Source organism: Vibrio ponticus, assembly GCF_009938225.1.
GTDB classification, from domain to species: Bacteria; Pseudomonadota; Gammaproteobacteria; order Enterobacterales; family Vibrionaceae; genus Vibrio; species Vibrio ponticus.
The window spans coordinates 450,576-469,893 of record NZ_AP019658.1; the positions used below are offsets into that span (position 1 = coordinate 450,576).

The window sequence follows — 19,318 nt, forward strand, 5'->3', positions numbered from 1 at the left end:
TATAGTTCTATTTCGCCATGAGAAGAGAACAAGAAATTGTATAAAATTGCGCTTCTTAATTTATATGTTTATCGATTTCATATATTGCTTCGGTGTAACGCCCATTGCGCGCTTAAAGTGGCGGTGCAAATGGCTTTGATCATGAAAGCCGGACTCTTGAGCAATATCCGATAGCGTATGACCTTGTTTCATCAAGCGGATGGCATAACGCAGCCGAGATTGCACCTGATAGGCATGGGGTGGAAACCCGAATTCTTTTTGAAAAGAGCGAGCAAAATGATACGGGCTGAGATTCGCTAGTTTGGCGAGCTCTTCTAAAGAGACATCCGCTTGAGGGAAATCATCAAGAAACTCTTTCGCTACCAGTAATTGTTGCTTACTACGAGTGTTTGGCTCATATTCGCGGCGTTTTTTGCCATGCCGACTCATGAGTTTAACCAGCGTTCCGTAAACCAAGGTTTCGCGTAACAGACGGTTGTCAGAATTTTCAAGGGTATCGAAAACTAGCCTGAGTTGCTGTGCCATTTCGGGATCATAAACCACAGGCTCAGGGAAGTAAGGGATGACAGTCTCTGAGTTGAGCCCCTGGGTTAAAGTCGCGAACTGCTCTGGAAGCGGGTACATGGCTTTGTATTCCCAGCCATCTTCCGTCGCGCTTTGACCATTATGCACTTGGTCGGCATTCACTAAAATGATGCTATCTTGCGGGGCGATATGATTGCCCCCTGTACGGAAGAAGCGTTGCGCACCTTTCTCAATCACACCGATGGTATAGCCTTCATGGCTATGACGGGAGAAGTTGTGGGTTTTATACTTAGCTTCAATAAATTCTAGCCCTCCCAACTCCCCAGCGGTTTGAAAGGTTGCGCCTTCAGTAAAATCCTTTTTTTCCATCACTGCACTCCTTGCAAGATCGCCTGTACGCATAGAGTAATTCAAACTCATTGAGAGTTTTTGTACAAAATTGCTGTTTGCAACATAGCACAGTTTGAACCCACATCCTTGTTTATCAGGCTAAAGTGCAAATGCTAGTGGTGGCATATAGTCTAAATCTGACTTTAATCTTGGTGTTATGGGCTAGATATCGATCTTAATGCAATATAAAATGCGCGCCGTCCTGTTCCTAATAATTAATAATTATGATCGATATGTCTATTCTGCCGCTCTATTTAACGGCAGTGGTGGCTCTTTTGTTGCTGCCAGGTCCAGATATGTTGCTGATCGCCAGTTCAAGTATGAGCTATGGGCGACGAGTTGGCGTTTTTGCTAGCCTAGGTAACGCAACCTCTGGAATTATTCTGACTTTACTTGCTGCCCTGGGTGTTTCTGCGCTAATTGCTATGAGCCCAATGGCGCTTAAAGCTTTACATCTACTAGGCGGTGCTTATCTGCTAAAAATGGGTTGGGATTGTGTTCGCTCTCAAGCGGCAGATGCCCCAGAACTTGATCAGCAGAACAAGATGGCGACGACCTTCTATCAGCGTGCTTTAATTAGTAATCTGCTTAACCCTAAAGCGCTGGTCTTCTTTGTGATGTTCTTGCCACAATTTGTCTCAAGTAACATCGCGGCAAGCTCTGGCGAACAGATGCTTGCACTTGGTCTACTGCTTAACGTACTCGGTCTACTATTTAACTTAGTGCTGGTTGCGTTGGTCGGAACACTCGGTAAGGGTTTGTTAGAAAACGCTAAGTTCAGAAACTACCAGCATAAATTTATGGGAGCTATCTTCCTAATTTTAGCTATCTGGATGCTAAGCTCGTTTTTTACTGCGTAATTGACGTTATAATCGATTGAGCCAGCATTAAGCTGGCTTTTTTATATTTGTTATTCACTACCCTGACCATTGATCGGCATATTAAGTGTGCAAAGGAGTTGTACGATGCAAATGGAGTTTTTATTAAACCCACCTGAATCGGCAAGAAGCGATATTTTAGCGGGATTACGCAGTTATAACGTTCGGTTTTTTCCAGATCAAGATAGCCAAACTGTTGCCTGTATTGTTAAAGATCAATTCGATCACTTTGCTGGTGGGCTGTTTGGTGAGGTGTTTACCAACACGCTTTTTATCGAGTATTTCTGGATTGATGAGAGTCAGAGAAAAACTGGATTAGGGACTCAAGTATTCGAGCGTGTTGAACGTGAAGTGAAGCTGCTTGGGGTTGAAACCATCTGCCTGGATACTTTTACTTTCCAAGCTCGTGAGTTCTACCTAAAAATGGGTTTCAAAGAGGTGGGGCGATTCACAGGGTTCCCAATGCCGAATGTCGATAAAATCTTTCTGCAAAAGAGTATCGGCTAGATGGCGGTTGCTCCTCAAGTTTGGGTGATACCTGGCATGCTCGTCAGCTATGGTGAGATGGTGGATACTCAGCAGCACAATCATCCGTTGCTACAGTTAACCATGTTTTGTGGTACGGGCTCGTTATTGTTGAGTGACAATCAAACATCAGATGATAGGGAAGTGCGTTGCTCGCTGCTTAACAGCAACGTTCCTCATATTCTCAATATGCAAAAAGGTTGGGTAGTGCTGATTGAGCCTCAGTCAGAAATAGGTCGTCAGCTTTTAAAGCTACTGAGTAATGCCGATGTTCTGCCATTTGATGGTACTCGCGAAGCATTGACACAACTCGATATCGATTTTCCTTATCAGCAGATCATAAGTTTTCTCAATCAGTTAGACGACCAAGTTCACTGGGAGCACTATTTGGGTGAGGTGAGTGTGAATGACAACAGGATTAACCAACTCATTTCAAAACTGAATCTTTGCTTTACTAACGAGTGTTTGAAGCCAGAAAATTGGCGTGCAGAACAAGTTGCCAAGGAGCTTGCTTTATCAGAGAGCCGCTTTTTACATCTGTTTAAACAGCAGATGGGGATCGCTTGGCGCCCGTATTTATTATGGCGCCGATTAATTTGCGCGGTGAAGCTTATCATTGCAGGAGAAACGGCGACAGATGCCGCCTATCGAGCAGGTTTTTCCGATAGTGCCCACTTAAGCCGCACGTTCAAAGCGATCTTTGGTATATCGATACGACAATCGAAAGCGATGTTTAAACTCGACAATTAAGGTATTGAGTTTAATAGACTATATCGCGAAATAGTGGCTTGAGTGACTCTAGTTTTTCTTCTTCACTAATGGGCTCGACTTCAACTTTAACAAGTGGTCCAACGCAGTCAACAAACGGTTGAACTTGTTTCTCAAACTGACTGTCTGTGTCGGCATTTACTGATATTTGACCCGCAACGGTACTCGGTTGGCGGGTTTTGTCGACGTTTACTTGAATTGAAACGGCGTATTGGTGCCCTTCCGGTAGCAACTTGGCGCAATTCTCGATATTTTCTATCTTTCCATAACCATGCGCATTTGCGGCAATTCCTAGCGTAACGATTAATAAATAACGCATATTCCCTGTCATATTTTTACTCGCATTTATTGATGTACCGATTAATAGAGCATAGCAAGTTTATTCAATTTTTCTTTCCAGTTACTGGCTATCCTACTGTTAATCAATGAGGAGGGCAGTATGAAGCAATACTTACAAAAAACTGAGATGTTGGATTTTGAAGATCAAGCAATCCAGCAGCTGATAAAAGCTCGTACTTGGCACAAACACGATGAATATGATGCAATTGATGAGATCTATGCATTTGTCCGCGATGAGATCGTATTTGGCTATAATGCCGATGACACAATACCAGCCAGTCAGGTCTTAAAAGATGGTTACGGGCAGTGTAATACCAAAGGCACTCTGTTAATGGCTCTGCTTAGAGCAGTTGGTATTCCTACTCGGTTGCATGGTTTTACTATTTATAACCAGTTGCAGGTTGGTGCGATTCCTAAATACCTTTTCAAGCTCGCACCGGAAAAGATTATTCACAGTTGGGTCGAGGTCTATTTCAATGGCAAATGGGTGAACTTAGAAGGTTATATTTTAGATAAACCTTACCTCTCTCAGGTTCAACAGCATTTTAGCTCAGGATGTGCGGCATTTTCTGGCTATGGTGTCGCAGTCAATTGTTTGAGAGATACTCAGATAGATTGGTTTGGCGAAGATACCTACATACAGAAAGAAGGAATAGCGGATGACTTTGGTATTTACGCCCAGCCAGATACCTTTTATTTAACGCGAGGTAGTAACTTGAGAGGGGCGAAAAAGTTTCTCTACCGTTATGTACTGCGTCATTTGATTAACAGCAATGTTAAACGGATAAGAAAGCATGGCATTGCGCAATCTCTGCGAGATCCAAGTGATATTGGTGCGTTTGTAAAGAGTTGATATGTAGATAAATGAAAAAAAGCGGGCATTAAATACCCGCTTAAAATCAATGAGTTAAATTAAATCATATGTTGATGTTCAGCTATCAACATATCCATTGCGAGTTGCGCTTTCTCTTGTGCAACTTGGAAGTCTTCCTCAGCGGCAAACGGCTCAATCACTTCGTAGTAGCACTTCAGTTTTGGCTCCGTACCGGAAGGGCGAACAATAACGCGCGCACCGCCTGACAAATGGTAAATCAGCACATCACTCGGTGGTAAATCAATGTTTTGCGTATTCCCGTCGGCGTAGATCTTTTGCAGTGATTTTAGATCTTCAGTGGATTCAACAGCTCGCCCTGCGATGGCAGTTGGTGGGTTGGCGCGAAGTTTTTCACCGACAGGTGGCGTATTAGGTGCTAGCGCGATACTGCGCTGTGCATTGACATACATGCCGTGCTGACGATACAGGCTTTCCAATTGATCCCAGATGGTTTTACCTTGGTTATGTAATTCCGCAGTAAGTTGTGCAAATGCCACTAGGGCAGATAAACCATCCTTATCCCAGACTTTATTGCCAACGGTGTAACCTAGTGCTTCTTCATAAGCAAACAAGAATTGGCTGTCTGCAGTTTGCTTTTGCATCGCAACGTTTGTCAGCCACTTAAAGCCAGTCAAGGTTTGGTAGTAAGTCGCTCCGTGAGATTTGGCAATTTTATCCAGTAGCGTCGATGAAACAATGGTGTTCCCGACTAACTGTTTGCTGGCATCGGTTTGGCTCAATAGATAGTGTCCAAATAGCGACCCGACTTGATCACCGGTAAGCATTTGGTAGTCACCGTCTGGTTTTCTCACAGCAACAGCAAAACGATCCGCGTCAGGATCATTAGCACAGGCAATATCAGCATTGTGTTGTTTGGCGAGCGCAACCACCATATCCATCGCGCCCGCTTCCTCTGGGTTAGGGAAGTTAACGGTTGGGAAGCGACCGTCTGGTTCGCGTTGTTCTTTTACACTGTAAACTTGATTGAAACCTGCATCGGCAAGCAAGGTTTCAGCCATACGCGCACCAACACCATGCATGGCAGTATATGCGATAGCAATACCGTCAGGGTTGTGATGATTTTTGAGTAGCGGGTTACCATTCATTGCGTCTCTATAGGCTTGATAATATTCGTCTTTTAGCCAAACTAAGCGGTCGAGAGCAACCGCTTCTTCAACGCACAACAGCTCTAATGGTGATTCGGCGGCGACATCGATATGGTGGGCGATTCCGGAATCGTGCGGTGGAATGATCTGCGCACCATTTTCCCAGTAGACTTTAAAGCCATTGTATTCTGGCGGATTGTGGCTTGCGGTTACGACGACTGCCGCAACGGTATTGAGGTATTTTACACCAAAAGCAACGATTGGCGTTGCGGCAACATCATGAGTTAAATAGACTTTTATGCCCAGCGCGGTTAAAACTGCAGCTGTGTCGTGCGCGAATTGTTTTGAGTCTGGACGACCGTCATAACCAATCACGACACCACGTTGTTTTGCATCATCAAATTGATGAATCAGGTATTGTCCGAGCCCAGTGGCAGTTTGCTGGATAACCAAACGGTTCATACGGTTCGGTCCTGCTCCCACTTTGCCACGTAATCCAGCTGTACCAAATTCTAGACGGCTGCGAAAACGATCCTCCAGCTCTTGAGTTTGCTGCTCATCCACTAGACGTTGAAGTTCCTCACGAGTACGAGGATCTGGATCGATAGCTAACCATTGGGTGATTTGTTCATTCATCTCTTTTCCCTTTCTTCTGGAGTAACCTTCAGGTGTTATAACGAAATAGTAAGTGATAGTAGTTATCATTTACGAGAGCGCAATCGCTAAACTAATTTGTCATTCATCAGCTTGCACATTTTTAAATCGCTAACTAGCCTTAATTAACATAAATATAACATTTTGCGTTAGTTTTAGGTTAGCCCAAACAAGTCGTTACTTGCTAGTCGACTTGAAAAATCCAGATACGAAGCGCAAGGATTGCACGATATCACTAGGGATGTGACTCGGTATCGGGTGTTCTGCGTAAAAGTGATTGAACCCTTGTTTTATAGCACCGCAATAAGAGTGCAAAGACAAAGAGGAGAGGTCTTTTGAAAAGAATACCACTAACGGTTTGGCTAACATTGGAAGTTTTCGCCATTACTTGGTCGACGCAAGCGCTTGCCGAAGAGAGTGCGCTTAACATGACGCAGGGTGTGACTCAGATAAGCTCTGAGGTCTATCACCTGCACATGCTGATTTTCTACATCTGCTGTGCGATTGCCTTTGTTGTGTTTGGCGCGATGTTCTATTCCATCTATAAGCACCGTAAATCGAAAGGGGCGGTTGCTGCTCATTTCCATGAGAGTACCAAAGTCGAAGTTATTTGGACTGTCATTCCCATCATCATTCTTATCGCGATGGCGATTCCTGCCACTAAAACCTTGGTGGCAATGGAAGATACCTCCCAATCAGACCTAACCGTTAAAATCACCGGTTCGCAATGGAAGTGGCATTACAGCTACTTTGGCGAAGATGTGGAGTTTTTCAGCTTGCTGGCAACCTCTCAAAACCAAATTGATGGTGTTGAAGAAAAAGGTGCCCATTATTTGTTAGAAGTGGATAACCCTTTGGTGCTGCCTATCAACCGCAAAGTCCGTTTTCTTATGACCTCCGATGACGTAATCCATTCATGGTGGGTGCCAGATTTTGCTGTCAAGAAAGACACAATCCCCGGCTTTATTAACGAAGCATGGACAAAAATCGACAAGCCGGGCGTTTATCGTGGGCAGTGTGCAGAGCTTTGTGGTCGAGCTCATGGTTTTATGCCGATAGTGGTCCATGCGATGACCGAAGCAGATTACGACACTTGGCTGGCAGACAAGAAAGCAGAGTTAGCGCTTGCTCAGCAAGAAGCCGCCGCAGCCCTTACCAGTGAATTGAGTCTCGATGAGCTAATGCCAATCGGTGAGAAGGTTTACGTTGATCGTTGTGCGGTCTGTCATCAGGCAAATGGACAAGGTATTCCTGGCGCCTTTCCGGCAATCAAAGGCAGTGCTGTCGCGACAGGCGACGTTGATCAACATATTGACATCATCGTCAACGGTCGCTCAGGAACGGCAATGCAGGCGTTTGCGAGTCAGCTAACCGAGCAAGAGATCGCTGCCGTAATCACTTATCAACGTAACGCGTTTGATAACAATACCGGTGACGTTGTGCAAGCGTCAGACATTAATAACTTTACCATGCAAGGTCAGAGTAGTAAGGAGGAATTATGAAACCATCGACTACTCAAAACGAAAAGTCATCACCGGTTGCTGATGCAGAGTTAAGCCGCGCCAATTCAACCATTGCGATTGATCATGACGAACACGAGCATCATGCCCCCAAAGGTTTAGCGCGTTGGATCTATTCGACTAACCATAAAGACATCGGGACGCTTTATTTATGGTTTAGTTTCATCATGTTCTTAACTGGCGGCGCAATGGCGATGATTATTCGCGCCGAGCTGTTCCAGCCAGGTTTGCAATTGGTTGACCCTCAATTTTTCAATCAGATGACAACGGTACATGGTTTGATCATGGTGTTTGGTGCAGTTATGCCTGCCTTTACCGGGCTAGCAAACTGGATGATCCCGATGATGATTGGCGCGCCAGATATGGCATTGCCACGGATGAATAACCTAAGTTTCTGGATTCTTCCTTTTGCCTTCGCCATTTTGCTTGCCTCACTCTTTACCGAAGGTGGTGGTCCTGATTTTGGTTGGACTTTCTACGCACCATTATCGACAACCTATGGTCCTGACAGTACTGCCCTGTTTGTCTTCTCAGTACATATCATGGGGATCAGTTCAATTATGGGCGCGATCAACGTTATCGTGACGATCGTGAATATGCGTGCGCCAGGTATGACATGGTTCAAAATGCCATTGTTTGTTTGGACTTGGTTAATCACGGCATTTCTACTTATCGCGGTGATGCCAGTGCTTGCTGGAGCGGTGACCATGGTCTTAACTGATAAGTACTTTGGCACTTCGTTCTTTGATGCCGCAGGGGGCGGCGATCCAGTGATGTTCCAGCATATATTCTGGTTCTTTGGTCACCCTGAAGTTTACATTATGATTTTGCCTTCTTTCGGCATTATATCGGCGATTATTCCAGCATTTAGCGGCAAGAAACTCTTTGGTTACCATTCGATGGTCTACGCGACCTGTAGTATTGCGCTGTTGTCGTTCCTGGTATGGGCGCACCATATGTTTACCACCGGTATGCCAGTGTTCGCTGAACTCTTTTTTATGTATTGCACCATGCTGATCGCCGTACCGACCGGGGTGAAGGTGTTTAACTGGGTTGCGACCATGTGGCGAGGGGCGATGACATTTGAAACGCCGATGCTGTTCGCGATCGCCTTTATCGTGTTATTCACTATTGGCGGTTTCTCTGGGCTTATGCTCGCGATTGTACCAGCAGATTTCCAATATCATGACACCTACTTCGTAGTGGCTCATTTCCATTATGTGTTGGTATCGGGTGCGGTTTTCTCGATTATGGCTGCTGCCTACTATTGGCTACCGAAGTGGACTGGTCATATGTATGACCATAAGCTGAGTCTGTGGCACTTCTGGTGCTCAATTATTTCCGTTAATGTGCTGTTCTTCCCAATGCATTTCCTTGGCTTAGCTGGCATGCCAAGACGAATTCCAGACTACGCAATTCAGTTTGCCGATATTAACCAGATAGTTTCGATTGGCGGTTTTGCCTTTGGTCTGTCTCAATTGATCTTCCTCTGGCTGGTGATTAAGTGCATTAAAGGTGGGGAAAAAGCTCAAGCTAAACCATGGGACCGAGCAGAAGGTCTTGAGTGGACGGTACCAAGCCCTGCGCCGCATCATACGTTTTCAACTCCACCGAAAGTGGATTAAAGGTGGTGATGTATGCAGGATCGAAATCCAACAGAGAGCAATGCAGCTAATCGCAAGTTAACGCTTAAGCTGCTCGCTGCGACGGTCGCTATGTTTGGCTTCGGTTTCGCGTTGGTGCCACTTTACGACATCATGTGTGACGCGCTCGGTATTAATGGTAAGACAAACTCCCAAGCCGTCGAACAGCCGACGGCATTAACACCTGATATCTCGCGCACCATTAAAGTTGAGTTTATTGCTCATCCCAATCCGGCAATGAAATGGGACTTTGAACCTCAAGTCACATCGATGGATGTGCATCCTGGCGAGGTTATTCAAACGGCTTATCTTGCCTTTAACCGGGCAAATTACACCATTGTTGGACAGGCGGTGCCCTCAGTCTCACCAGGTCTAGGGGCGAGTTACTTTAACAAGGTGGAGTGTTTCTGTTTTAACAAACAACCTTTAGAGGGGCAAACTAGCGTTGAAATGCCCTTAATATTCTATATTGAGCGCGATATACCGGAATCGATTCATACATTGACACTCTCTTACACCCTTTACGATATTACCGATACCGTTTCTGAGCCGACCACAACCGCACAGGTGAAGCCTGTGGTATCAGCCAAACAGAAAGGAGTCACACCATGAGTTCTAAGCATCAATCCTACTATGTGCCAGCGCAAAGCAGTTGGCCTATCGTCGGCGCGATCGCTCTGTTTCTTGTTGCGCTTGGCGCGGGGTTAACTGTGCAGACGATGGCGGAAGGGGGGAGTGCAAGTGTGTTCTCTAAACTCGTGTTGGGTTTAGGCTTCTTGTTCTTACTCTACATGTTAGCGGGCTGGTTAACTAACGTGGTGAGCGAGTCGATGAGTGGGCTCTATTCTGATCAAATTGCTCGCTCTTTTCGCCAAGGAATGAGTTGGTTTATTTTTTCTGAGGTGATGTTCTTCGGCGCGTTTTTCGGTGCACTTTTTTACGCCAGAATGATTTCGGTACCTTGGCTGGGCGGCGCGGATAACAATGTGATGACCCATGAGGTGTTGTGGCCCGCATTTGAAGCGATGTGGCCATTAACGACCACGCCAGATGGGACAACGACCACAGCGATGAGCTGGCAGGGCATCCCTTTGAACAACACGATTATTCTTTTGTTGTCTTCAATTACTCTGCATATGGCGCACATTAGCCTTGAACAAAATAAACGCATGGCATTGATCGTTTGGCTTGAGGTCACCATTGTTTTGGCAGGCTTTTTCCTCTATTACCAAGGGGTTGAGTACATTCATGCCTACCAGGATTTAGACTTAACGCTTCAATCGGGCGTGTATGGCAACACCTTCTTTATGCTGACTGGCTTTCATGGATTGCATGTCCTGCTGGGCTCGATTTTCTTGATTGTGTTACTGGCACGTATTGCCAAAGATCACTTTACACCGAAAGACCATTTTGCTTTTCAAGCCGGTAGTTGGTACTGGCATTTTGTCGACGTGGTATGGCTGTGTCTGTTTGTTTTTGTGTATGTACTTTAAGCGGAGTCAGTGGCTCATTGAGCCACAAAATCTCATGTTAAAAAGCTTAAAAAGGACGAGAGTTAGGTTCGATAAAGCCACTGAGTAGTGCAACAAGCATCAACACGACGGCGAGTGCTGAAAGGATGACGCGCTTGCCAAGATAGTGACTCATTGGCGGTTGATCTTGTTGCTCATCTTCAGATTCACTGGGTCCTTTTACCATTTCGATCAGCGCCTTGGCGAGGTTAGCAATGATAAAGAGTAGTAGTAAAACCAGCACTGATTTGAAAATGAAAACCATATCGTCATCCTTTGTTGGGTTGTCGAAACAGCCGATGTTTTGGCTCGCTCTGATATTAACCTTGGTTGCTATTTCTATATTGGTCAACTTGGGGATGTGGCAACTAGAGCGAGCGAAGCAAAAGAGCGAAATGCAAAAAACGCTGCAAAGCAATCAGCAACAGGCGGCGCAGAGTTTGAACGGCTTAGATATTGATAGTTCTACTAATGTGAATGGCGTATCGGTCACGGCAGATCTTGCACCATTGGCCAATTACTATCTATTACTCGATAACCAAACTTATAACGGTGATGTTGGCTATTTAGCGTTACAGCTGATGCGTCAGAGTGATGGTCAACACATCTTGTTGGAACGAGGTTTTATCTCTGCGACGCTATCAAGAAGTGTGTTACCTCAAGTTGAGTGGTTAACGGAAAATTATCAAGGCAAGGGACGGTTGTATACCCGCAGCACCAATCCTCTCAGCGATGCACTAATGGCAGAGAACACGACACCGCTGCGAATCCAAAACTTAAACATTGCGCAGTTGAGTGAGTACTGGCAATTGCCAATTGAAGCCTATGTCTTGCAGCCTCTGAGTTCTAATTGGCCCTATTTGCAGCCTTGGCGACCGATACCAATGAGCGCTGACAAGCATACAGGATATGCAGTGCAATGGTTTGCTATGGCAATGGCGTTAGGTCTGTTAACGCTTATTTGGTTATGGAGAGCCTTGAAAACTACGACTAAGGAGAGTCTATGAGCCCATCAGTTACTCGCAGTCGCGTCACATTACTCGCGTTGATCGCTGTATTCGCTTTACCCGCATTGCTCGCCAAATTAGTGCTCTCTCAGCATTGGTACAACTCCGGAGTCACCAATAAAGGGGAACTAATAGAGCCCGCGCAAACGTTGCAGATGCTGGGTTTAGCTAACCCGCACCAAGGTGAAAAATGGCAGCTTGGGTATTTAGTGCCTGAAAAATGCGATGAGTTATGTCTAAAGCAAATTCATTATCTTCAACAAAGCCATATTGCATTAGGTAAATATCAACAGCGCGTTGCCCCTGTGATGCTGGTCGATCAGCATAGCGACTTACAAGCAATGGCGAATATTGAGCTTGAGATGGTAAACGTGAATGCCGCGTTTACGAATATTGTTCATCGACACGAATATGTGATTGTCGACCCTCTAGGACAACTGGTCATGCGCTATCCCCAAGTGGACAAGGAAGAGCAGTTAATCCCCCAAAGCAAAGACCTGTTGGCCGATTTGCGTAAGTTGCTCAAATTATCTCGAGTAGGGTAAGGGGGCTTGATGATGCTAAAGCGATTACTTCAATTAAGCCTAGTGATGACCTTCTGCGTGATTTTGCTGGGTGCTTATACGCGCCTCGCGGACGCAGGGCTGGGTTGCCCTGATTGGCCTGGATGCTATGGGCAGCTAGATGTACCTACCACACAAGCTGAGCTGGCAAAAGCCAATGCGCTTTATCCTGATCTGGTGGTTGAGAGTGACAAGGCCTGGCTAGAGATGATTCATCGTTATTTTGCCGGAACGTTAGGGCTATTAGTTTTTGCGATTAGTGCATTAGCATTGTCGTCCAAGCCCCTAATTCACAAGCAAACGGGACATAGGCATATAGGGAAGGGATTACCGGTGGCAATTTCACTCGTGGTGGTCTTTCAAGCGTTGCTCGGCATGTGGACCGTGACCATGAAATTGATGCCCATCGTAGTTATGGGGCACTTGTTGGGTGGCTTTACCCTGTTTTGTTTGTTAGCGCTGCTTTACTGGCAAGTCGCCGAGCGCAAAGAAACCAATGATATGCCAACTGGCGATAGTACAACGCGTGTGCTTGCGGTACTTGGCGCTCTGGTACTGACTTTACAAATCGCTCTGGGTGGATGGACATCTTCTAATTACGCGGCTTTGATGTGTACTGAGTTGCCAATATGTCAGGGTAACTGGCAACAGTATTTGGACTTCGAGACAGCGTTTCGTTTAATTCAGCCAGCTCAAGAGAGTTACGAGTTTGGCACGCTGGATTATGGAGCGCGAATGACCATTCATGTCTCGCACCGTATTGGTGCGATGATCACGACGATCGTTTTATTAGCGTTGATCATCAGACTCTGGTTTACGCAGGAAAAGCACCGTCTCGCGGCGTTAAGCCTCGCCGGACTGCTGATTATTCAAATTGGACTAGGCGTCAGTAATGTGTCGTTGGGTTTACCACTTGCCGTTGCGGTCGCGCATAACTTAGCGGCTGCGTTGTTATTGCTCAATACCTTATATATTAACCATCTTTTGTGGCGACATACATCGGTCAGGCATAACTTAACCAATGCGGTGAGCGACAAAAGTACAATAAAGAATAAAGTTGGCAAGGAGGCCTCTTATGAGTAAAACAATCACTGCCGAACTTACTACCGAGCGCTCAATTTGGCGTAGCTATCTCACTTTAACCAAGCCCAAAGTGGTTGCGCTGATGCTGCTCACCGCGTTGGTTGGGATGTGTTTAGCTGTACCCGGAGCATTGCCAGTACAACAAAGTGTTTTGGGTATGGTGGGTATTGGCTTGATGGCAGGCTCTGCTGCGGCTTTTAATCATCTTATTGACCGTCGAATTGATGCGATTATGTTCCGCACCCATCGCCGCCCACTACCTTGCGGTGATCTTGCCCCAAGTCGAGTTGCGCTGTTTGCTCTCTCAATTGGAGTGGCAGGCTTTGCCGTCTTGTTTTTTGCTGTCAATGCATTAACCGCATGGTTAACTTTCGCCAGTCTGCTGGGATATGCGGTGGTGTACACCATGTATCTCAAGAGGGCGACGCCACAGAACATCGTGATTGCAGGGATAGCGGGGGCGATGCCGCCGTTACTCGGCTGGACGGCGGTGACTGGGGAGTTACATGGTCACGCCTGGTTGCTGGTTATGATCATCTTTATTTGGACGCCACCTCATTTCTGGGCTCTGGCAATTCATCGCAAAGAGGACTACGCCAAAGCGGATATTCCGATGTTGCCGGTAACTCATGGTGAGGAATACACCAAAACCTCGATACTGCTTTATACCGTGTTACTGGCAATCATTTGTTTGCTACCAGCATTAGTGGGCATGTCCGGTACGATTTACTGGATTGGTTCAACCATTTTGAGTGCAGGGTTTATTGGTTATGCATGGAAACTTAAATTTAATCCGACTGAGAAGACGGCAATCGAAACCTTTAAGTTTTCCATTTATCATTTGATGCTACTGTTTCTCCTGTTTTTGGGTGATCATTATTGGGGATAGTTCCTTCAGCTTTGCCTAGTGAGAGCAAAATTCGACTTGACCTTTAATTTGTGCGCCAAGTTGCGTATCCTGTTGCGCTGATTAGGGTCGGTTGTTGATTTTGGATATCTGTTTCATGCGTACATCACATCTTGTTGTTCACCGTCGTTTACCATTTCTCTGTTTGCTCGTTGCATTTGGAGCTGGCGCATCAATCGCCAAATCGTTGCAGTTGCAAAATGGCATTGTGAGCCAATTTGAATATATGGCTGGTGGCGACTTGGTGATGCATGCGGTTATGGCTTTATTACTGGGTTGGGCTGCCAATTGGTCAACACCGACTTGTTACTTTCGCTATTATGGTTTTTTCCGCTTGACCCCTTTGCTTGCTTTGATGTTAGTAGCGGTATCAATTGACGAAACATTGCAGGCTTTTATCTCAACTCGACAGTTTTCCTTGTTAGACTTATGCGTGAATATCGGTGGTTTACTTATTGGTGCTTTTTGCCACCGTTTGTATCTTCTCACTCGCGGCATTTGAGGCTAATTTTTGTGAACTGGTCACATTCCTAGCGCACATTTTTCTTTACGGACAAAAATTCTGTTTAGGGCTAGGTTGATTTTATCGCTATCAACTTTTCCCGCCAGAGCATCATGTTGCTTAAGTTGATCGATGCTAATGCTTTGAAATTTAACCTGTTACTCTTGATTCTCTCAAACTTACCAATCTTTAGGTTTGTGTGTATATTTAAATTTACAGTCGGTAATTTGTGTAAAGAATGGCGAAATGTTGCCTTTTAATTAAAAAAATGGTTGCAAGCTTTGTTTTGGGCAGATAAGTTACAAGGGACAGGATAAATACAGACGAGTAGATGTTTGAGCATTCAATGAAAGGCTCAATATACTTGTCGCATAACAGGAAGAAGTAGCGATGTTTCAAACCGATGATGTAAGAATTAATAAAGTAAAAGAGTTATTGCCACCAATTGCCGTTCTAGAGAAGTTTCCGGCGACAGAAACCGCATCTTCTACCACTTTTCGCTCGCGTAAAGCTATTTCAGACATTCTCCAGGGTAAAGACGATCGCGTTTTAGTGATTGTTGGTCCATGTTCGATTCATGATCCGCAAGCTGCACTTGAGTACGGTAAAAAACTTAAAGTATTGCGTGAAGAACTTGGCGAAGAACTTGAAGTTGTGATGCGTGTTTATTTTGAAAAGCCGCGTACAACGGTGGGCTGGAAAGGTCTGATCAACGACCCATACCTAAACGACACGTTTAAAATCAATGATGGTCTGCGTATTGGTCGTAAACTGCTGCTTGATTTAACCGATATGGGCATGCCGACGGCAAGTGAATTCCTGGATATGATCACCCCGCAGTATGTCGCGGATCTAATCAGTTGGGGTGCGATTGGTGCACGCACGACCGAATCTCAAGTACACCGTGAGTTATCTTCGGGTTTATCTTGCCCAGTGGGTTTTAAAAACGGCACTGACGGTAACATCAAAATCGCATCAGATGCGATTCGCTCAGCGAGTGCATCACACCATTTCCTATCAGTAACCAAATTCGGTCACTCTGCGATTATCGAAACCAGCGGTAACCCAGATTGCCACATCATTCTACGTGGCGGTAAAGAGCCGAATTACAGTGCTGAACATGTGGGTGCTATCAAACAAGAGCTGGAAGCATCAGGCTTGCCACAAAAAGTGATGATTGATTTTAGTCACGCGAACAGTTCAAAACAGTACCAACGTCAGATTAATGTTTGTGAAGATGTATCGACTCAGATTGCTGGTGGTGAAGACGCTATTTTTGGCGTGATGATTGAATCTCATATTGTTGAAGGTCGTCAAGACTTGGTGAATGGTGAAGCGCCAACCTATGGTCAATCGATTACTGATGCATGTATTGGTTGGGATGATACTGAAAAAGTGCTCAAGCAATTGGCTGAAGCGGTGAAAGCGCGCCGCGCCCTAAAGTAACATTATAGATTGTTTAAAGGCTCCTAATTTCAGGAGCCTTTTTCATTTTAATTCCCTCTCAAAAGCCTAATTCTTCTAAACTTATCTATATCGCGCAAAAAAACAGCATGGTGAGCTACCACGTTAGTTGTGTTGCGGCTAGTCAATTGGTTGGTAATGTGCGTGACAACTCAAAATGAGAAGTTCATCACGGCGAGGACAGGCTTGCATATTGAGTGAGGAGGGATTCCGGCATAGCCTAAGTTCAGTTTATTTAGGAGGGTAAGACATGGTGTCTAAAGTGACTGTTGGATCGCAAGGTCCGGATTTGTCAGAACTAGTACAGGGCTATTGGCGACTTGCAGAGTGGGGGATGACACCTCAGCAGCGCCTAACATTCTTAAAACAACACATTGATCTGGGTATTACCACCGTTGACCATGCTGATATCTATGGGAATTACGAATGTGAGCAGCTTTTTGGTGAAGCACTAAAGCTTGACCCATCGGTACGCAACCAGATTGAAATCGTGACTAAGTGCGACATCAAGTTATGCAGCGACAAGTTCCCTGAACGCAAGGTTAACCATTACGACACTAGCGCGGCTCATATCTATGAGTCGGTAAATAACTCATTAAGTCGTTTAAACATTGAGCAAATTGATCTGCTGCTTATTCACCGCCCAGACGTTTTGATGGATGCTGACGAAGTTGCAGAAGCTTTTGCCGAACTGCACAAAGTGGGCAAAGTGAAGCACTTTGGTGTGTCGAATTTTACCCCAAGCCAATTTGATTTGCTGCAAGATCGCGTGCACAAGCCATTGGTGACGAACCAAATTGAAATTAATCCACTTAACTTTGAAGTGGCACATGATGGTACGCTTGATCAGCTACAAAAAGCGCGTATTCGCCCAATGGCATGGTCTTGTTTAGGCGGCGGCGCTATCTTTACTGGTGAAACAGCACAAGCCAAGCGTGTGCGAGAAGAGTTGGAGCTGATTCGTGTAGAAGTGGGCGCTAACTCCATTGATGAAGTGATTTACGCTTGGGTACGTCGACTTCCAGCAAAACCGCTACCTATTATCGGCTCGGGTAAGATTGAGCGTGTTGAAAGCGCAATCAATGCTCTAAACATCGAGTTGACTCGTGAGCAATGGTATCGCGTTTGGGTCGCATCTAAAGGTCATGGTGTGCCGTAGAACGCTGCCCAGTGTATATATGAAAGCCAACCCTAGGGTTGGCTTTTCTGTTATGCGGTTAGCTTAACTGGTGAACAATCTTGTTTTTCGCTCAATTCCAATAAAGCATCGGGTTTGACCGGGTAAGAGTAGTAGTACCCTTGGATATAACTCACACCAAGTCTTCTCAGTAATTCAATTTGCTGCTCAGTCTCAACCCCTTCAGCTATCACTTTCATATTCAGTTCTTTAGCAAGCTGGATCATAGAAACTAATACTGGTGTGATATTCGATTCTGAGTGAAGGCTTTTGATGAAGACCTGATCGATCTTCATCACTTGGAACGAGTGGAGACGGATAAAGTTAAGTCCTGAGTAGCCTGTACCAAAGTCGTCAATGGCGAGTTTGAATCCTAATTTTTGAATATTGGTTAGGTTCTTAAGTGCCTTCTTGAGTTGCTGTTGGTCAAAGTCGATGTTCTTTGTCACCTCAAGCAAAATTCGGTCAACGAAAAGCGGGTAGCGGTTAGCAAAACTGGTTAAGCTGTTGAGGAAATGCTCATCGATCAGAGAGATACGACTTACGTTGACACTGACGTATTTTGATTGGTGATAGTTTGGATTGTCATGTAGAAATTGCGCCACCATGGATAGCATTTTTTCTGTCATCAAATCAATCGCACCGAGCTTTTCCGCCAACGGAATGAAAACTTCCGGTGAGATTTGTCCTTGAATCGGATGATGCCAGCGCACCAATGCTTCACTGCCCACAACTAAGTTGGTATTGATATCAACAATTGGCTGTAAGTAGAGTTCGATTTCGTCGTTGTAAATCGCGTTGAGTAGCGTGTATTCGATAGAACGTTTTGCGAGTAAGTGATAGCCAACAATTAGATAAATCAGAGAGCATATCGAAGCGGCTAAAATGACCTGCCAGACATTGGCAAAGTAATGATATTGATAGGTGCCAAATGTTGGTAATAGCTCAAGTTTGAACGGGTAAAGCTCCGAAGTAAACGTCGCAAGTTGTGATTTAGGAAAATTACCTTGATAGGTGTTGGTTAGTTCGTAACCTAATATCGTCAGTCGATATTGATACTCATGAACCTTTACCGATTGCTCTATCAGTTTGGTAAAGCGCTCCGGTGGGATCAGTGCATTTAACCCAACCGATTCAGAGATCGATGTGTAGACAAAAAAAGTATGGAGATGACTGCTTGATTCACCAATTGAAATGGTTATGTTGTTTGTTGCGCCATTGATCCTATCTAACACTGCATCAGATAGGCGAATTTTATTGGGACCTTCATTGCTTGTACAGGTGACGTAGCCGTTACTATATAAGCCTATCTCCTTGATATACTCTGAGTTAAAGGCATGGGCACGCATGTTGAGTTTGTCTTGAGTTGTGCAACCATCGGTCACTTTTTTACTCAAGAGATAGAGCTCACTGGCAACGTTATCAATGTAACCATCTAACACATTGACCATTTGTTGACCGTCATTCTGAGTTGCTTGCTTTGCTTGATAGAAGTTGCTGACAACGGAAAAGATAAACGCGAGCAAAAATATTGCTAAAACAGGTAGCAAATTAGGCAGGTGGCGGAACGTCTCTCTGCTGAATTCATGAACCTTATGAAGATTAATTGGTGATGATTCCATTGAAACCTAATGGTGTTCCTTTTTACTAATCACTATAGATACTAAAAAATCTAACTAGCTAATTGTTGCTCAAATTTCGCAAAAGTCTCATCAATGAAGCGAAACAAGATGCGTACAGTCTTGAAGTTGAGAAGATAATCTAAAGCTAGCTGATATGAAAGTAGTTAAACGATATTTCCCTTTTTTCTTACAAATATCGCTCACAGATCCGGTCTATACTTACTCTTATATAACGCATGTCACTTAATTTTTTGAAATGT

General features: G+C 44.9%; 20 protein-coding genes. 15 read left to right on the forward strand and 5 right to left on the reverse strand.

What is annotated here, in order from left to right:
- Positions 1-60: 60 nt before the first annotated feature.
- Positions 61-894: an AraC family transcriptional regulator gene (locus GZN30_RS16540; protein ID WP_075648808.1), complete on the reverse strand. Its 834-nt coding sequence runs from the start codon at positions 892-894 to the stop codon at positions 61-63.
- 245 nt (positions 895-1,139) lie between these two features.
- On the opposite strand from GZN30_RS16540, the gene GZN30_RS16545 reads away from it, so the two are divergent.
- The 3 genes from GZN30_RS16545 (at position 1,140) to GZN30_RS16555 (ending at position 3,068) form a co-directional block, all read left to right on the forward strand.
- Entirely contained in the window at positions 1,140-1,775 is a 636-nt protein-coding gene (locus GZN30_RS16545; RefSeq protein WP_075648809.1) for a LysE family translocator, read from the forward strand.
- 105 nt (positions 1,776-1,880) lie between these two features.
- Positions 1,881-2,300, forward strand: coding sequence for a GNAT family N-acetyltransferase (locus tag GZN30_RS16550; protein ID WP_075648810.1), 420 nt, complete (start codon positions 1,881-1,883; stop codon positions 2,298-2,300).
- Positions 2,301-3,068 carry a helix-turn-helix transcriptional regulator gene (locus tag GZN30_RS16555; protein WP_075648811.1) on the forward strand — a complete coding sequence of 256 codons (768 nt, stop codon included), beginning with the start codon at positions 2,301-2,303 and terminating at the stop codon, positions 3,066-3,068.
- Positions 3,069-3,078: 10 nt separating this feature from the next.
- Here GZN30_RS16555 and GZN30_RS16560 read toward each other — a convergent pair whose 3' ends face one another.
- On the reverse strand, positions 3,079-3,405 hold the full coding sequence (locus GZN30_RS16560; protein ID WP_075648812.1) for a hypothetical protein: 327 nt from the start codon (positions 3,403-3,405) through the stop codon (positions 3,079-3,081).
- Between the two features lie 120 nt (positions 3,406-3,525).
- On the opposite strand from GZN30_RS16560, the gene GZN30_RS16565 reads away from it, so the two are divergent.
- Complete coding sequence (locus GZN30_RS16565) at positions 3,526-4,278, forward strand: transglutaminase-like domain-containing protein (protein ID WP_075648813.1); 753 nt, start codon at positions 3,526-3,528, stop codon at positions 4,276-4,278.
- A gap of 59 nt (positions 4,279-4,337) precedes the next feature.
- Here GZN30_RS16565 and GZN30_RS16570 read toward each other — a convergent pair whose 3' ends face one another.
- A complete protein-coding gene (locus GZN30_RS16570; RefSeq protein ID WP_075648814.1) occupies positions 4,338-6,041 on the reverse strand; it encodes a phospho-sugar mutase in 1,704 nt (567 codons plus the stop codon).
- 386 nt (positions 6,042-6,427) lie between these two features.
- On the opposite strand from GZN30_RS16570, the gene coxB reads away from it, so the two are divergent.
- The 4 genes from coxB to GZN30_RS16590 are packed head-to-tail and all read left to right on the forward strand — an operon-like array spanning position 6,428 to position 10,715.
- On the forward strand, positions 6,428-7,561 hold the full coding sequence (gene coxB / locus GZN30_RS16575) for a cytochrome c oxidase subunit II (RefSeq protein ID WP_408646842.1): 1,134 nt from the start codon (positions 6,428-6,430) through the stop codon (positions 7,559-7,561).
- Entirely contained in the window at positions 7,558-9,204 is a 1,647-nt protein-coding gene (gene ctaD, locus GZN30_RS16580) for a cytochrome c oxidase subunit I (protein ID WP_075648816.1), read from the forward strand. The genes coxB and ctaD overlap by 4 nt, the downstream gene beginning before the upstream one ends.
- 12 nt (positions 9,205-9,216) lie before the next feature.
- Positions 9,217-9,834, forward strand: coding sequence for a cytochrome c oxidase assembly protein (locus GZN30_RS16585; RefSeq protein ID WP_075648817.1), 618 nt, complete (start codon positions 9,217-9,219; stop codon positions 9,832-9,834).
- Positions 9,831-10,715 carry a cytochrome c oxidase subunit 3 gene (locus GZN30_RS16590; protein WP_075648818.1) on the forward strand — a complete coding sequence of 295 codons (885 nt, stop codon included), beginning with the start codon at positions 9,831-9,833 and terminating at the stop codon, positions 10,713-10,715. The genes GZN30_RS16585 and GZN30_RS16590 overlap by 4 nt, the downstream gene beginning before the upstream one ends.
- 46 nt (positions 10,716-10,761) lie before the next feature.
- Here the strand turns inward: GZN30_RS16590 and GZN30_RS16595 are convergent, their stop codons facing one another.
- Positions 10,762-10,998, reverse strand: a complete 237-nt coding sequence (locus GZN30_RS16595; RefSeq protein WP_075648819.1) for a DUF2909 domain-containing protein — start codon at positions 10,996-10,998, stop codon at positions 10,762-10,764.
- Here GZN30_RS16595 and GZN30_RS16600 point away from each other — a divergent pair.
- From GZN30_RS16600 to GZN30_RS16630, 7 genes are all read left to right on the forward strand, one after another.
- Positions 10,988-11,740 (forward strand): SURF1 family protein, encoded by a 753-nt coding sequence (locus GZN30_RS16600; RefSeq protein WP_075648820.1) that lies wholly within the window; start codon positions 10,988-10,990, stop codon positions 11,738-11,740. The genes GZN30_RS16595 and GZN30_RS16600 overlap by 11 nt on opposite strands.
- A complete protein-coding gene (locus GZN30_RS16605) occupies positions 11,737-12,285 on the forward strand; it encodes a hypothetical protein (protein ID WP_075648821.1) in 549 nt (182 codons plus the stop codon). The genes GZN30_RS16600 and GZN30_RS16605 overlap by 4 nt, the downstream gene beginning before the upstream one ends.
- Before the next feature lie 9 nt (positions 12,286-12,294).
- Complete coding sequence (locus GZN30_RS16610; RefSeq protein WP_075648822.1) at positions 12,295-13,386, forward strand: COX15/CtaA family protein; 1,092 nt, start codon at positions 12,295-12,297, stop codon at positions 13,384-13,386.
- Complete coding sequence (gene cyoE, locus GZN30_RS16615) at positions 13,379-14,275, forward strand: heme o synthase (protein ID WP_075648823.1); 897 nt, start codon at positions 13,379-13,381, stop codon at positions 14,273-14,275. The genes GZN30_RS16610 and cyoE overlap by 8 nt, the downstream gene beginning before the upstream one ends.
- A 115-nt stretch (positions 14,276-14,390) precedes the next feature.
- Positions 14,391-14,795 (forward strand): VanZ family protein, encoded by a 405-nt coding sequence (locus tag GZN30_RS16620; protein WP_075648824.1) that lies wholly within the window; start codon positions 14,391-14,393, stop codon positions 14,793-14,795.
- Positions 14,796-15,185: 390 nt separating this feature from the next.
- Positions 15,186-16,241 carry a 3-deoxy-7-phosphoheptulonate synthase AroG gene (gene aroG, locus GZN30_RS16625; RefSeq protein WP_075648825.1) on the forward strand — a complete coding sequence of 352 codons (1,056 nt, stop codon included), beginning with the start codon at positions 15,186-15,188 and terminating at the stop codon, positions 16,239-16,241.
- Between the two features lie 268 nt (positions 16,242-16,509).
- Complete coding sequence (locus GZN30_RS16630; protein ID WP_075648826.1) at positions 16,510-17,418, forward strand: aldo/keto reductase; 909 nt, start codon at positions 16,510-16,512, stop codon at positions 17,416-17,418.
- A 50-nt stretch (positions 17,419-17,468) separates the two neighbouring features.
- Here GZN30_RS16630 and GZN30_RS16635 read toward each other — a convergent pair whose 3' ends face one another.
- Positions 17,469-19,058, reverse strand: coding sequence for an EAL domain-containing protein (locus GZN30_RS16635; protein WP_075648827.1), 1,590 nt, complete (start codon positions 19,056-19,058; stop codon positions 17,469-17,471).
- Between the last annotated feature and the right edge of the window lie 260 nt (positions 19,059-19,318).